This window comes from Stutzerimonas sp. LR2, assembly GCF_055755175.1.
Map to the genome: position 1 here is coordinate 813,308 of NZ_JBVTRR010000002.1, position 15,088 is coordinate 828,395.

Sequence of the window (15,088 nt, forward strand, 5' to 3'; positions counted from 1 at the left end):
GCTCAAAAGTGTTTAGGTAGACCAGGGCGATTCACGCGGCCTCCTGACGCGCGCAGCTTGCGCATTCAGTGTTTCCTAGCCAGCCGGCAGTCCGCGTCAACCTGGCGCGGACTGTCAACGGCTAAAAGCACAATCAAAGGTGGAAATGGCCCACCGCCTCTGGCTGGTAAAGCACTTTCCTGATTGCAATCCGGCAGGCCCGATCAGAAATTCGCCAGTCGATGACGTCTCCCTCCCGATAGCCCAGGATTGCAGCGCCGATGTCGGAGCACACGGAGTGCTTTCCGGCGCTGATGTCTTCGTCTTCCGGGTAGACCAAGGCCACTTCGATCTCTTCTTCGTCCACCCGCAGCAGAGCCTTCGAGTTCATCGTGACAACATCACACGCCACCTGCTGCGGCTTGACGACAATGGCCCGCTCTAGCTCGTGTTCGATTTCAACCACGACCGAGCCTCGCTCGATCGCAATCAGACTCTCGAGCCTGGCTTTGTCGATTTCGGTGATATAGATCCTGGTGGAGTCGCCAACGTCACCTGCGCGCAATAACTGAAGATAGCGCCCCTGAGGCATCGAATAACATTTCAATGCAGGCGTTTCGCTCTCAAGCAGAAAGCCGCTGCGCACAAAGGCTTTTACCGAGCGCACGTTGTCCGGGTGGATCTTGGCAATGAGCTTCTCGGCGCGCATGTCGAGAAAAGCCAGTTTCATGCCTTCGCGGATCGTACTGGCGCCGAGGTTCCGGCCCCACTTGTCGCAGTCTCCGATGACCAGGACTATTTCGCAATCTGTGCCGGTCTTGATGAGACGAACGAAACCCACCGGAGCGTCATGCCGGTCATAGGCCATGAAGAATCGGCCGCCCCGGTTGAACAGATGGGTCAGAATCGGTAACTGAGTACGATCGATGGTTTGCTCGATGAAGCGGGAGGTATGACGCGAATCGCTCAGGTAGCAGGTGACACGCTCATCATCCAACCAATCCATCAGCATCAGCGCGTGCGCCCGAGTGATCTCAGGGCACAGGGAAACGAAAGGCTTTTTCATCTTCACCACACGTGTCTGTAAAGAATGAAAGCCCTTCATGGCTAGAGCCATGACGGTTCTTTCGGTAACCGGCCATCTTAAGATATACCGCCGGGAATGCCGAACTGGTGCCTTGCTGCGGCACGCTGACGACCGCGAGATAGTGGGCTCGGGGAGCCCGCGCCTGCACGTAGCGGCCTCGCAACAAACTCCTAAGCGCCTTGGCTTTAAGGCGTTATTCCTTTGGCAGGCAGTGTGCGCGCGCTTTCCGCCGTGAGCGGTTTGCACCGCCACGTCCGCAACATCAATCGGTCGCCCTAGGCCAGTGGGCATCGATCTACGCCCTAGCAACCATCCAAGTAATTGCCATGCTCATGCGATAACGATTATCGTTATGAGAAGTTTTACCGATACCCCCGTTCGCCCCACCGTTTGCGCATTTACATACATGCCGCAGAGAGCGCGGCATTTCTGACTGATCCAAAGGAAAGGTATTGAGCATGGCTGACACTGAGACTCGGCTGATTCGCGCCCGCACGCCCTGGCAATGCAAGACCGGTGCGCTCCTGTTTTGCGTTCCGCTGGCTGCGTTGCCCGCGTGCAGCCTGGCACAGGAGAGCGCCGCGAGTGACGAGCCATTTCGTCTCGCGCCCATCATCGTCAACGCCAAGGGCGCGGCTGACGATGACGCCAATTCGGTGGTTGCCAAGGAGCTATGGGTCGGTGGCAAGGTCGCAACCAGTCTGCTCGATACCCCGGCCTCGGTTTCGGTCATTACCCAGAAGGAAATAGAGCAGCGCAGCGCCAGCACGACCGAGGAGGTCCTGCAGTACACGCCTGGGGTGATCACCGATTATTACGGTACCGACGATCGCAACGACTACTTCCAGATTCGCGGTTTCCAGGCCACCACCTACCGGGACGGCCTGACCCTGGGTTCGATGCGCGGCGTACGCGAGGAGCCCTTTGCCTATGAGCGCATCGAAGTGCTGCGTGGTGCCAACTCCACCCTGTTTGGTCCGGCAGACCCAGGCGGCTCGGTCAACTTTGTCAGTAAGCAACCGCGTTTCGAACGCATTCGTCAGGGATACGTCACTTATGGCTCGTTCGACCATAAGGAAGCGGGCGTGGATGTGGGCGATGCGGTAAATGGCAGTGACACGCTGGCCTTTCGGCTCACTGGCAAGTTGCAGGACAGCGAGCGTGAGTACGATCACTCCCAGGATGACAATGGGTTCGTCATGGGCGGCCTGACCTGGGAACCGACCGCGTTCACCTCGGCCACGCTAATAGTGGATCACCTGCGCCAGGACAATACGCCCAACAGTGGCGGTTACCCGAAAGACCGGGAATATGATCGCGACGCCTTCTTCGGTGAGCCGAGTTACAACTTCCACGATGTCGAGCGGACCAATATCAGCGCCAGCTTCAAGCATGACTTCGACAACGGTTTTACGCTGCGCAGCAATCTGCGTCACAGCGACCTGAGCGATGGGTACGGCTATGTCTATATCAATGACGTGGCTGGGCGCACCGGCCCGTTGGTCGATCGTGGCTACCTGGGTTCTGATGGTGAAGCCGAGCAGTTAAACGGCAATCTGATGCTGCAGTACGATGCTCGCTTCGAGAATATCGATAGCAGCACCATCGTCGGCGTGGAATACCTCGATGCGCATTCCGAAAATGTGTCGGTCTATGGCTCTGCCGATCCCATAGACGTGACCCGTCCGGTGTACCGAGGCGTTTCGCCCGCCATCGTGTACCAGGACAAGGACCAAGACAGCACCATCAAGTCCCTGTTCCTGCAGCAAAACCTGTCGTTCTACGAGCGTGTCATTCTCACACTCGGCATGCGCCATGATTCCATGGACGTTTCCGAAACCGACCACCTCTCCGGGACCCGGTCCTCGGACCGCTTCTCGGAAAACTCTTTCCGGAGCGCGCTGACCTATATCGTCAATGACGAGGTATCGGCCTATGTCAGCATGGTGGAGTCCGTTTCACCACCCGAGGTCGGCGTCACGCCAGAGCGGGGCAGCCAGTATGAGCTGGGTGTGAAATATTCCCCAGCGGCGATCAATGCGCTGTTCTCGGCCGCCATTTACGAGCTGATTCAGGATGACGTCGCCACCGCCGTCGTGCAGCCCAATGGTGCCATTGAGCAGCAGACCGTTGGCGAGCAGCGGGTACGCGGTCTGGATCTCGAGGCCAAGGCCGAGCTGACCGAGAACCTGAGTGTGATCGGCGGCTACTCCTACATGGAAACCGAAGTACTTCGCGGGGCACTGAATGTGTGGGGTGTGGGCGTCGTATCAATCGAGGGCAACGAGTTCGTCTCCGCGCCCAAGCACTCGGCTTCGCTATGGAGCTATTACAGTGTGCCGGGCACCAGTGTCAGTGTCGGCCTGGGCGCGCGTTATGTAGGTAGCTACCACTTCAGCAACTTCAATGATACCGGCGAGAGCGAGGCGACGACCTTGTTTGATGCAGCCTTCAATTACCAGATTGCCAAGGACATGGATCTGGCGGTCAACGTCAGCAATCTTTTGGATGAACAGCATGTCGTGGGTTCCGGTACGGCGGATTACTACAATCCGGGCCGAGAACTGACCGCCAAGCTGAGCTACAGCTGGTGAGCCTGTCAGTCATGTCTCCTGTTGCGCTGGTATCCCGTGTCCTGGCCGCGATCTTCGGCTGCTATGCATTCGTCTGGGGCGTGGTGGCCCTGGGCGTGGCGGCGCTGAATGGGGTAGGGGTCGATTACCATGCCGCCGAGCAGGCGATGATGATGCTGGCCTTCATACTGTACCTCGCGCTGTTTCTCTGGACCTTTGCCGCAGCCAGTCTGTGGCGGGTCTGGCTGGTACTGGCGCTGGGCAGCGTCGTGATGCTGGCTGCTGCCTGGCAGCTGCAGCGCATGATCATCGGATAGGAGCAGAGCCATGCTGAACAGTTTTCGCCAATCCATGGCCTGGGTACACACCTGGTTCGGGTTGGTGCTGGGCTTCGTGCTGATGGTCGTGTTCTTTTTCGGTGCACTGTCGGTATTCGACCGCGAGATCGATCGTTGGGCGATCCCCGATACGCGCTTCGAGCCGCAGCCCATGCCGTCCTACGACAACCTGCTGAAACAGGTATTTGCCGATCTCAAACCGCACCCGGTAGATATGGCGGCAACCAAAGGGCGGGTAATCGGCGACCTGCCGGCGCCGGAGACCATGCCCATGGTCTCGCTCTATGCCTACACCACCCACCGAGATCCGGTGCTGAGCATTGGTGGCGAGTTTGGTATCCCCAACCAGCCAAAGGACCCCGCGGATGATCATCTGCACGTGCATGGCTGGGCGACCATCGACCCCCGCAGCGGTGAGATGTTCCCCGATGACCGGCTCAAGATCGGGAGCAGCTGGTTCTATCCAATGCACTACAGCCTGCAATTAAACTGGAAAAACCTGGGCATCTTCGTGGTGGGGCTGGCCGCGCTCGTGATGCTGGTCGCTCTGGTCACCGGTGTGATCATGCACCGCAAGGTCTTCAAGGAGTTCTTCACCTTCCGTCCGCGCAAGCGGACCCAGCGAAGCGCGCTGGACCTGCATAACATGACTGGCGTGGTGGCGTTGCCGTTCCACTTCTTTTTTGCCTTCACCGGGTTGGTGATCTTCGCGTCGATGTACTACTTCCCAGTCTCCGGAACCCTGCTCAAACCGCTGCATAATCGGCATGAGGTGATCGAGGCGGCGCATACCGGCTTGCCCCATGAGGAGGCCGGTGTACCCGCGCAGATGGCCTCTGTCGATGCCATGGTGGCCGAGGCCAAGCGCATCTGGGCTGCGCGCGATATGCCGGGAGAGGTCGGTCTGCTGACGATCGAGCATCTGAATGACGCCAACGGCTACGTGAGCATCTACCGCGCCGGAAGCGATCGCGTGGCGCTAGTCGGGGAGGGCATTCACTTCAAGGCCAGTACCGGCGAGCTACTGCGCGAAGACCCGCCGAGTGACCCGGTTGGCGCCGTCAATCAGTTTCTCACCGGCTTGCACCTGCAGCACTTCGAACACTGGTTGCTGCGCTGGCTGTACGTGGCGGGCGGTCTGCTGGGCTGTGTGTGCATCGCCACCGGTTTTGTGTTTTTCGTCGAGAAACGCAAGCAGGAGCACGCGCGGCTCGGGCTGCAGGGCTGTCGGCTGGTTGATGCCATGGCGGTCACCACGGTTACCGGCATGCTGCTGGCAGCGGTCGCCATGCTGGTGGCCAACCGGCTGCTGCCTGAGGCCATGCCCGGCCGTGGCGAATGGGAAAAATGGGTGTTCTGGGGGGCCTGGCTGCTGAGTTTGCTGCATGCGCTGTGGCGTAGTGCACCGGTGGCCCAGGCGCGGCACAATCCCGCCTGGCGCGAGCAGTGCTGGGCCGTGGCGCTGCTCTGCGTCGCTGCGGTGCTGCTCAACTGGATCACCACGGGCGACCACCTGATCAAGACGATGCTGCTTGAACCCTACTGGGCCGTAGCCGGCGTCGATCTGAGCCTGTTGGCCTGCGCGCTGGTAGCGCTGTTCACCGCGCGTCGTCTGGCAAGGCCGGTTGAGGCCGCCGACCGCACTCGCATCGGTGGGGTGGCCTATGAGTAATGCCGGTCTGTGGTTGCTGGCGGCCGCCGCCAGCATGGGCTTGGCGACCAACTGGTTGGCGTTGTCCCTGCCGGCGCACTGGCGCCAGGTGTTCAGCGCCGACGAGGTCGCCCCTGACTATCTGCGCACCCTGGGCTGGCTGGCCCTGATGATATCGGCTGTGTGCTGCTTCAAGGCCGACCATCCGTCCATGGCGGTGCTGGTCTGGTTCACCCTGTTGCCGGTCGCCGCCGTAGCAACGGCCATGACGCTGAGCTACCGGCCGGTGCTGCTGCGCCTGTTCTGCCCGGTGTTTCTGCGCACTCGTTAAGAAACAGGCGCTTGTGCGGACGCTCCGCCAAATGTGTAGTCCAAGTCATTCGATGACGGCTGACAAACGTGCCCAGTGATGCTTCAGGGGCTTCGAACCTTACGAGACCGCCAAGCGCATCAGGCGAGGCGCGTAGCCTGGTCCGCAATGATCACCTTGGTAATTGCACGCAAACAGCGTAGTTCCCCGGCAAGCGTTGGCTTGAGCGAAGGCTGCTCACTGCCAAGCTGCTGATGGGCCCGTTCGATCGTCTCGTAGAGACTGCCGGACTCTTTCGTTACGGCATTGCGAAGCCGATCGACCATGGCACTGGCAGTCGCAGCCTTGATCCCCATTCTCCGGCCGGCCTCGACCAGGGCTGAACGGTCGATCTCCGATACCCGCGCGGTCTGGCCGATCGGCCAGGCCAGCGTGCATCCCATTGGCCAGCCATCCCGATCGAACGCGCGTGTCTCGTAAACGGCGGTACTGAGCAGGTCGTAGAAGGGGGCCAAGCCGATACCGTCATGGCTGACGAGAAAGCTCAGATTCTTCAGGTGTGCGTCCGTGTTGCCTACAAGTACGTTGAAGACCAGCCATTGGAAAAGCTGTGCACGCGCGATCGCCGGCGCCGTACACAGATTGGCCAGTAGTGCCAGTTGCTCGACGCTGCCCGCGGTGTACTTGTAGGTCCGATCCAGGCCGAGCAGTTGGCAGGCATCGATGCAATGAATGCGGCTCCAGCCCTGAGTCTCGTGGCGTCGGTCGAAGCGCTGGATCAGGTATACGGGTTGCGGGACGTAGCGGCGCTCGACGGCGGGCACGTTCAGTTTCACCCGCGCGGCCAGGGTCATCACGAACCATTCGTTTATTACCGAGTGGGCGTATGACAGGTCGGGGTGATCGGGTTTGAGGATGTGCGTGGAGGCGGTACCGCCTTCGGGTTCCCGGAGGCCGTCGGGGCCCAGGATGACGGCGAGCTTGTGTTGTGCGCCAGCGAGCGACATCCGTTTCCTGGCTTCATGGGTCAGCGCGATGCTGGGCATCTGCCGGATCCGCCGCGACAGCGCCTCGTCGGACAGGGGATGGGTCGCGTGAGGCCCTTGGGAGGTGCCTTGCGCAAGGAGCGTCACCGAGCCTGCAGACTCGGCGCCGTAGTGCGCCAGCAGTGCGAAGGCATCGTGGGCATCGAGCTGGGCCGAACCGGCCAACAGGGTTCGCTGGCCTTCCTCGGGCAGCAGATTGTCGAAGTACCACTGCACCGGGCGGCTGGTGGCGCCATCGCGTTGCAGCCCTTCGACCAATGGAATGCCCGGGCAAAGCGGATAAGCATCCGGGTGGGCCAGCCATTGCCTGGAATACTCGAACGCCCACAAGCCGTTTGCCTCGTGAAGCGTGCCGACGAACTGGTCGTTGATCCAGGCCTCGAGCGTACGCGACATCAGTTCGCCTCACTCCGGCGCGTCTCGAGCTTTTTCGTTTCTGCCTCGTGCAGGGCTCTGGCTTGCTCCGGTATCTCGGCGGTGAGGCGTATGCCCAACTGGTCCAGGACCTGAAACAGCTTGCTCCACTGCACCGAGTCGTCGCCGCGCTCGACCTTGCCCAGGAAGTTTTCGCTGACGCCTATCGTACCCGCAGTATCGTCCTGGCGCAGTCCGAGTGCCTTGCGCGTAGCGCGCACGAGAGGGCCAATGTCCGATGCGGAACCGAGTGTAATCTTCATTATTAATCCTCACGATCGCGTGGATAATAGTCGAAGCGGCTTGAAGCGCAACACAATCCTCACGATCGTAAGGATAAAAGACCTGAGAAGGGTGGTTAAGAGAGAATCCTCGTGAGCGTGAGGATCTTTGATGCCTGGTGAGCCTGGTTAGCGCGGTTTGGACAAACTGCGGCCTTGGTGTCTTCAAGGCACGGGTGGCGCCAGGATCGCGGGTTCGAGGCTGGATTGGTCAAAATGTCCTCCGCTGAGCTGTGTTTCAGCAGCCGTTAGGAGCGGGATCGCTTGGGCTGCGACCTGTTTGGCCAATCATTGTCCTTGCCGGGAAAGTCGGCGCGCGGCTTGCGAGAAAAACTCCGCGACGTCCACGGCGTCCTGATCGGACAGGACATTGCCATGTCCCAGAGCCCCTTGGACTGAATGCCCATGGGCATGTTGTTGACGGACACCGTTTCCGATTATTTGAATGCGATCGGTACCCAGGCAGCCGACATCGAACGATGGGTACTGATAGTCAGGGCAAAACCGCGCCAGGTAGCGCCGGCTGGTATGGACCAGGTCGCTGTGCTGGCGCCACTGGCGGGGAGTTACACCGAACCATCGGCGGAACGCACGGGAAAAGGCACTGGTTTCCGAATAGCCCAGCAAGGGGGCTATCCTGCCGGCGCACTGGCGCCAGGTGTTCAGCGCCGACGAGGTTGCCCCCGACTATCTGCGCACTCTGGGCTGGCTGCCCCTGATGGTATCGGCTGTGTGTTGCTTCAAGGCCCACCATCCGTCCATGGCGGTGCTGGTCTGGTTCACCCTGTTGCCGGTCGCCGCCGTAGCAACGGCCATGACGCTGAGCTACCGGCCGGCGCTGCTGCGCCGGTTCTGCCCAGTGTTTCTGCGCACTCGTTAAGGGTGCGCGGCTTACTGTAGCTGCAACCCAGTGGTTGATCCGAACGAGCTGCTCGCCACTAACCGGGGCGAGCTTGTTCACCCTGGGAATACCCCGACCATCACTCGTTGTGTGACGCTTGCAGGAACACCCGTTTCCGGCGATCGGCACGCTGCGCCTGTCACCGCTGACCTTTCCATAAAACTCGGATCACCGCCTGGTGTCGCAGCGCAAGTTGAAACCGATGGTTTCGCTCGAATTTGCAACAGCCTGAAGGTCAGGATTTACCCCGCGAACGCGGGCGATGAGGCGCGGCTGAGCAAACTACACGAGGCCGTTAGGCTGCTCGAGCCGGTCCACGGCCGGCGCGTCATCTATCGCGGCTGCAGGCGACCGCCACCTCTTCATGCAGCGCATTGCCTTTGACTACGGTCTTCAGGCCGACCGCGCTCCATCGAGCCGCCTAGCCACTTGCAACGAGCGAAGCAGGTCCCGTTTTTTGGTGCGATGTTCCCGCATGCGGTGCAGCACATCATTGAGGGTCGTCACGGCCTTGAGAATGTACGGCCCTTTGTTGAGCATCACGCACTCGGCGCGGACGCTCATGGCTGCATCGGTTATTTCGGAACGCGCTGGGGCCCCCTTCTTAGCCAGGTTCTCAAGCACCTGGGTTGCCCATATCACTGGTACGTGGGCTGCTTCACACAGACACAGTATCTCTTCTTGGATTTCGGCCAAACGCTCGAAGCCGCTCTCTACCGCAAGATCGCCCCGGGCAATCATGACGCCAAACCGTGGCGAGCGCATTCCGGCGAGCAGCATCGAAGGCAGGTTTTCGAACCCGGCACGGGTTTCGATTTTCAGCACGACTCCTAGATGGCGCGCGTTCAGCCGGTCCAGATGATCGAACAGTTCAATCACGTCCTCGGCGCTGTTGGCGAAGGACATCTGAACGAAATCGGCATGTTTTGCCGCAAACGTCAGTGTTTCAACATCGTCCTTGGTCGGTGCTCGCATCGGAAGGTTGCTGTCAGGGAAGTTGATGCCCTTGTCACTCGCGAGCTTGGCAAGCCCGCTGGCATGTGCGACCTGGGTAATGCGCAAGGTCAGCGCATCGGCAGACGCTTGCTCCACGCGCGCACCGATCTTTCCATCGTCGAACCAAACGGCGTCACCTGCTGCGACCGCCGCCAAGACGTGCGGCAATGTGCAGCCTATCCGCGCGGCCGGACCATTTCCGATGCTCGGCAGATCGATAGGTTGGTCGTCAGCGATCAGCGTCAACAGGTCGCCCACGCGCAGAGTTAAATGCTGCTCGCGTGGCGGCAAGCCGGTAACGCGCATTCGCGCCAGCGTCTTGCCTGCGCGGCGCTGTCTGATTTGCATGCCGTTTGTAAAGTAGGTCGTTTTGCTAAGCTCAGCCAAGCATCCGTCCTGATCGCACGCGACGACTTTCATCTTTCTTCTCGAGCCACGCGCATCGCGAAGCCTAAGCGTATCGCCCGCATGGACCGCCAGCGCCTTATCGCTTTCAACCAGAAAGCAAGCGTCGGTATCAGACTCGTCGCTGGCTGCATTCGTCCAGGTAATACGAACGCAGGCGGGCCTAATGACATGCCCATAGCAATCGCGTTTGGGGCGCACCTTCATCACCCCCGGCGCCTTCGCGATGGGGCCCGTGCGCAATTTGGGGCCAGCAAGATCGAGGGCTACTGTGCATTTACGTCCAAGGGCTTTTTCCGCTGCACGGACATGTTCGATCATTGCACGCCAGCTCTCTGGTTCATCGTGTGCACAGTTAATGCGCGCGCAGTCCATACCTTCGGTAATCAGGGCGTCGATGAGCTCGCGGTCGTGCGCCGCTTCAGAGGGGAGGGTGACCATGATCCGAACCGGCCGTGCGGTCGGAGGTGCTCCAAATAGCGCATCAGCGTGAGCCGCCAACAGACGCCCGCCCTCGTTGAGGTCGAGCCCAAGCGCTTTGGGCGCTGGGCTGTTCGGGTCTTCAAGCCGCTGCAAGACATCTATCACCGACGTCACCGCTGCGAGTGTAGCTGCCTCGGCGCGGCCCAAGGAGGACAACCCGATCTCGGCGAGCTGCGCTTGCATCTCACGCAAGTCATGACGACGAAGACATAGGTACTGCAGCAGGTTCTCGGCGCTTCGCCTGTAACATTGATGAACGCGAAAGTCCTCAAGCGGCGCCAGGCAGGCGTCGCACGTCATCTCGGTTTGGAGCCGTTCAAGTTGCATGCGTAGGTTGCAACCTAGAACCGCAGAGGGACGAGGCGCTGCCTTTTCTGACATCGAAGTCTCCAGAAAGCCCGCGGTCGGAGCGGCCGCTAACGGAAAACACTGACCGGCTGCGGTGCGAAGCGGTTTCATGACAGCCGACCAGTGGGCCGCTCTGAAGAGGCCGGCACGCGACGCATCGGCGCGTACCGGGGTGTCGATGTTCGACGACAACGCCTCAGGCAAAACCTATAGATCGTAACGCAGCGTGAACATGAGCGTCCGTGGGGCGCCGACATCCAAGATGTCGCTTCGGTTATTGGTCACGTACTGCTTGTCGAACAGGTTCTTCACGTAGCCCGAGACTGTCAGTCCTTCGACCAGGACGTAGCTCGCATTAAGGTTGACGAGTGTGTAGTGATCGCTCTTGCGCATATGTGCCACCTGGCCGCTACCATCAAACTCGTATTGGGAGGGCGTGCCTTCCTGGTAAACAACGTCGGTGCCGACAATCAGGCCACTTGCGAGGCGGTAGACTCCGCCAAGCGACGCCTTGTACCTGGGCGCGTAGAGGAACGCTTCCCCGCTCAGGTCATCGCCTTGGGGAGCAAACTCTTTGTAGCGACCGTCGGTATAGGCCAGGCCAGCCGTTAGCGTCAGTTCGCGCGATACGTCCTTTTCAAGGAACGCCTCGAGCCCGTCGATGGAGCTCTCGCCAGCGTTATAGACCTGAAAAAAACTCCCCGAGCTGTCCAGCATGCTGACCTGCTGGTCCTTCCAGTCTGTGTGATAGACGTTCACTCTTGCCCTGAGCGAACGCTCATGCCAAGCCCCTCGGTACGAAAGTTCGTAGTTGGTGGTGTACTCCGGGTCGTAGGCTGTGTGCCCGCCGCCAGCGCGAACGTTGACGCCGCCGCCGCGATAGCCTTTTTGCACCATCAGTCCGACGAATTGATCCTCGGTCGGCTCATACGCCAGGCCAACCTTCGGTAAGAAAGCGTGGAAACGTTCGGAGGCTGATCCGGGACTTGAGAAGTCGTCTTGATCGACAGCGGTATCGTTCTGTTCGCGGTCGTAGCGCAGCCCCATCGTAAGCGTCCAGCGCGGTTGGAACGTCCAGTTGACCTCGCCAAACAGCGCCTGGTTGTCGATTGTAGTGTCGCCGAGCACTGTGCCAAACGATCCGCCACTGACGAGCAGACGGTCGTGGAAGTCGTTTGTGGCCCGTCCAACGTACGCGCCGACGAAGCTGCGCAGCTCCTCCGAGTCGTAACCCAGGCGAAATTCCTGGCTGAGCATCGCGGTATCCTGCGACCGCAGCACGACCCAGTTGGCATCGGCGCTCTGGTCGAAATCCAAGCGTGCGTTGTAGTCGGCGCGGGTGGCCGATGACAGGCTTGTAAGCGTCCAGGCGTCATTGAGCCGGTAGTCGACCTTCGCGGTGAAACTGTCCTGCATTAGCTTGTCGTATGCGTCGGTGTCCTCGCTGATCTTGTAGAACCGCACGCGTCCATTCTCGCGGATCACGGCGTTCTCACCCTGCTTGTTCTCGTTATGTGCATAGCTGAGTAACACATCAAGGTCGTCGTCAGGCAGGATCAGCAGCTTGCCGCGCAGGTTGGAGTTGCGTCGCGGGTTGGCATCACCACCGGTGGCAATATTATCGATGTAGCCGTCGCCCTCCTGATAGTCCACGGCCAAGCGACCCGCTACGACATCCCCCACGAGGCGGCCGCCTGCTGCAACCGCGGCACCGCGTTCGCCGTAGCTGCCGGCATTCGTCTGCATTGATAACGACGGTGCAAAACTCGGGTTCTTGGTTTGAATCACCACGGCGCCGGCTAGCGAGTTGCGTCCCTGCGTCGTTGATTGCGGGCCCATCAGAACCTCGACCTGTTCCACGTCCCAGAGGGGCAAAGGGCTCAACGTGAGCGCGCGGTTGGGCAGCTGGGCGCCATCGACGAAGACTGAGACGGCGCCGTTTAGCGTGGCTGGGCCTTGATCGTCGAAACCCGAGACGGGCACCCCCCGGATGCCCCAGTTCTGGTTGCCGGATTCGGTATAGACACCTGGGGTGCGGGCAAAGACGTCGTTCAGTGTACGGTCACCATGCTCAAGGAAATCCGCCTCGGTCGCGACTACAACGCTCGTCTGAGTCTGCTGAAGCGAGCGATTGATCTTCTCGCCGGTCACCACGACGGCGTCGAGTTCAACAGTGCGGGAAGGGGCGTGTCCTTCACGAAAGAGCGTGACGCTGCGCGAATCGGTAAAACGATAATGGAGACCCGTGCCGGCCAGTATCGCGGCTAGCGCCTGCTCGGGGGAAAACCGACCATTTAGCGGCGCCGATCTAAGACTTTGGGTGATTTCCGCCGGATAAATGACCTGCACACCGCTCGCGATACCGTAAGCGGTCAGCGCTTCATCAAGCGGTGCGGTCGGGATGGAGTACGTGCTCATTTGGACCTGGGAAACGGCCCTGGTGGGCTCAGCCGCTACTGCCGCCAGCGCCACCGGCCCCGAACAGCCCAACGTCACTGCGCAGCAGAGGAGAATACGCGCCAGCCGTGAATGAACGGGACTTGCTTGCGTGCCTGGCGTTTGAAAAACATTTTCCATGTTGTCCCCGAAATAGCATCGATAGTTAAGTGCAGGTGAAAACCGTTCTTACCTAAAGACGCTTCGAGAAATGAAAACCCGCAATGCCTTCCTCAGTTTTTTTCGCGCAGTACGGTGATACCAGCCGGCAGGTCAATCGTTGCCAGGTTCAGGCTGTCTTGAATGTGTCGAAGAGCCTCCTCGGGACGCTGCAGGTGAAACACGCCGCTAACGGCGGCTTGTGACAGCGTGGCATCGGCGATGACGACTCGGCCTGCCCTGTATCGATTGAGCTCATCGACCAAGTCTTGGAGCGGCCGGTTGCGGAATACCAACAAACCGTCGCGCCAAGCTAGCGCCTGCTCAGCGTTGACAGTCGCTGCCAGGCTGGCGGACGTGCCGTCGTACCGCAGGTGCTCTCCGGCATGGAGCAGCTGCTGGTCGCCCGCGTCGAGGCGTACGCCGACTACGCCTTCGGAGCAGGTGACATTGATCCCGCTGGACTGGTGACGGACTTCGAAAACGGTGCCCAGAGCGGTCACGGTGCCGTTACGGGCCCTGACGACAAAGGGCCGATCAGGATCATGTTTGACGCGGAACACCGCAGCACCCCCTGCAAGGTGCACGAGACGCTGCCCGCTGCGGTATTCCACCTTCAGGCGGGTACGTGCGTCCAGTTCCACGACGCTGCCGTCCGGCAGCGTGACTCGCGTTTGCTCCCTCAGGCCCGTGTGATGGTCTGCAAGCAGCTCGCGAGGGTCGGGCGCGAAACCGAGCTGTGATGCGCCTACGAACGCCATGACGATACATGCCGCTGCGGCGGCCGCGATGGCCGATCGCATGCGAGAACGGCGGCGCGGGGGAGCGAGACGAGCAGTCAGTTTCCACAGGAGAGCCGCTTGCTGATAGGCCGCTGCATGCTCGGGGCTGCGTGAACGCCACGCCTGCAAGGCTTGCGCGTCCTGGATGGTAGCCTCGCCGGATGTCAGGCGCGCAACCCACGCATTGGCTTCGCTCGATAGCGTCGCGCAAATGTTCGGGACGGGGCGTGGGGCAAGGCTCATAAGCACGCTTTCCCGCGGCCAGCGCAGGGTTTGTCGAGCATCGCGGTCATTGAGCTGACTCTCCTGTCAGTTTGCGTAGGCGCTCGGTGCATTGATCCAAGGCGCGGTGCACCTCGAGCTCCACTGTGCGCAGGCTGACGCCAAACCGCTCTGCCAAATGCCTATGCGGCAGGCCTTCGATACGTGCCGCCAGGAAAATGTCTCGTCTGCGCTTTGGCATCTCTTCGAGAACTCGCTGTAGCTGCTTGAGGATTTGCGCGTCTTCGATCTGCTTATCTAAAGGAGGGGCTTGATCCGGGACGTCCAGCAATAGCTCGATTTCGACAGGGTCGAGTAGCCGGCGCGCGTGGGCGCGTGCATTGTCGATCGCCAGATTGGTTGCCATGCGGTGGAGGTAGGCGAGCGGATTGGCGACAGGCTCCGCTTCAGGAATGCGATGAAGCTTGAGCCAGGCGTCTTGGAGCAAATCATCGGCAGTGGCTGCACAACCGGTCCGGTTCGTCAGATACTTCGCAAGGCTCTTTCGCTCGGCGAGAAAGCAAGTGAGAAGCGAGGCATATTTTCGCGGCATTGGGGTAGCCGACCGAGAGAGTAATAGGGGCTTAATGCGAGTGATTCGCAATTTAGTGGCCCTGCAACGTTTTGGCAATGGCCAT

Annotated in this window: 12 protein-coding genes and 1 pseudogene; 5 read left to right on the top strand and 8 right to left on the bottom strand. The window is 60.4% G+C overall.

Annotation, left to right across the window (positions count from 1 at the left end; translation table 11 throughout):
* Nucleotides 1-133: 133 nt before the first annotated feature.
* Nucleotides 134-1,096, bottom strand: a complete 963-nt coding sequence (locus ACVRRC_RS10360) for a bifunctional GNAT family N-acetyltransferase/nucleoside diphosphate kinase regulator (RefSeq protein WP_472996969.1) — start codon at nt 1,094-1,096, stop codon at nt 134-136.
* Nucleotides 1,097-1,524: 428 nt separating this feature from the next.
* On the opposite strand from ACVRRC_RS10360, the gene ACVRRC_RS10365 reads away from it, so the two are divergent.
* Genes ACVRRC_RS10365 through ACVRRC_RS10380 form a run of 4 tightly spaced genes read left to right on the top strand, consistent with a single transcriptional unit; the run spans nt 1,525 to nt 5,959 of the window.
* Complete coding sequence (locus ACVRRC_RS10365; RefSeq protein ID WP_192476772.1) at nt 1,525-3,660, top strand: TonB-dependent siderophore receptor; 2,136 nt, start codon at nt 1,525-1,527, stop codon at nt 3,658-3,660.
* Between the two features lie 11 nt (nt 3,661-3,671).
* Nucleotides 3,672-3,956 carry an iron uptake protein gene (locus ACVRRC_RS10370; protein WP_170801203.1) on the top strand — a complete coding sequence of 95 codons (285 nt, stop codon included), beginning with the start codon at nt 3,672-3,674 and terminating at the stop codon, nt 3,954-3,956.
* Nucleotides 3,957-3,966: 10 nt separating this feature from the next.
* On the top strand, nt 3,967-5,649 hold the full coding sequence (locus ACVRRC_RS10375; RefSeq protein WP_472996970.1) for a PepSY-associated TM helix domain-containing protein: 1,683 nt from the start codon (nt 3,967-3,969) through the stop codon (nt 5,647-5,649).
* The gene (locus ACVRRC_RS10380; protein WP_472996971.1) at nt 5,642-5,959 is read left to right on the top strand and encodes a DUF3325 domain-containing protein; all 318 of its coding nucleotides are present in this window, start codon (nt 5,642-5,644) and stop codon (nt 5,957-5,959) included. Before ACVRRC_RS10375 ends, ACVRRC_RS10380 begins: the two co-directional genes overlap by 8 nt.
* A gap of 119 nt (nt 5,960-6,078) precedes the next feature.
* Here the strand turns inward: ACVRRC_RS10380 and ACVRRC_RS10385 are convergent, their stop codons facing one another.
* From ACVRRC_RS10385 to ACVRRC_RS10395, 3 genes and pseudogenes are all read right to left on the bottom strand, one after another.
* Complete coding sequence (locus ACVRRC_RS10385) at nt 6,079-7,380, bottom strand: HipA domain-containing protein (RefSeq protein ID WP_061373346.1); 1,302 nt, start codon at nt 7,378-7,380, stop codon at nt 6,079-6,081.
* The gene (locus ACVRRC_RS10390) at nt 7,380-7,661 is read right to left on the bottom strand and encodes a helix-turn-helix domain-containing protein (protein WP_042919813.1); all 282 of its coding nucleotides are present in this window, start codon (nt 7,659-7,661) and stop codon (nt 7,380-7,382) included. Before ACVRRC_RS10390 ends, ACVRRC_RS10385 begins: the two co-directional genes overlap by 1 nt.
* Before the next feature lie 555 nt (nt 7,662-8,216).
* Nucleotides 8,217-8,315: pseudogene (locus ACVRRC_RS10395) on the bottom strand (helix-turn-helix domain-containing protein); the annotation flags it as partial.
* Between the two features lies 1 nt (nt 8,316).
* Here ACVRRC_RS10395 and ACVRRC_RS10400 point away from each other — a divergent pair.
* On the top strand, nt 8,317-8,559 hold the full coding sequence (locus ACVRRC_RS10400; RefSeq protein ID WP_174862124.1) for a DUF3325 domain-containing protein: 243 nt from the start codon (nt 8,317-8,319) through the stop codon (nt 8,557-8,559).
* A gap of 414 nt (nt 8,560-8,973) precedes the next feature.
* Here ACVRRC_RS10400 and ACVRRC_RS10405 read toward each other — a convergent pair whose 3' ends face one another.
* From ACVRRC_RS10405 to ACVRRC_RS10420, 4 genes are all read right to left on the bottom strand, one after another.
* The gene (locus ACVRRC_RS10405; protein ID WP_472996972.1) at nt 8,974-10,791 is read right to left on the bottom strand and encodes a pyruvate kinase; all 1,818 of its coding nucleotides are present in this window, start codon (nt 10,789-10,791) and stop codon (nt 8,974-8,976) included.
* 228 nt (nt 10,792-11,019) lie between these two features.
* On the bottom strand, nt 11,020-13,230 hold the full coding sequence (locus ACVRRC_RS10410; protein WP_230624877.1) for a TonB-dependent receptor: 2,211 nt from the start codon (nt 13,228-13,230) through the stop codon (nt 11,020-11,022).
* 251 nt (nt 13,231-13,481) lie between these two features.
* Complete coding sequence (locus ACVRRC_RS10415; protein WP_221293319.1) at nt 13,482-14,432, bottom strand: FecR family protein; 951 nt, start codon at nt 14,430-14,432, stop codon at nt 13,482-13,484.
* 46 nt (nt 14,433-14,478) lie between these two features.
* Nucleotides 14,479-15,003 (bottom strand): RNA polymerase sigma factor, encoded by a 525-nt coding sequence (locus ACVRRC_RS10420; RefSeq protein ID WP_170801193.1) that lies wholly within the window; start codon nt 15,001-15,003, stop codon nt 14,479-14,481.
* Between the last annotated feature and the right edge of the window lie 85 nt (nt 15,004-15,088).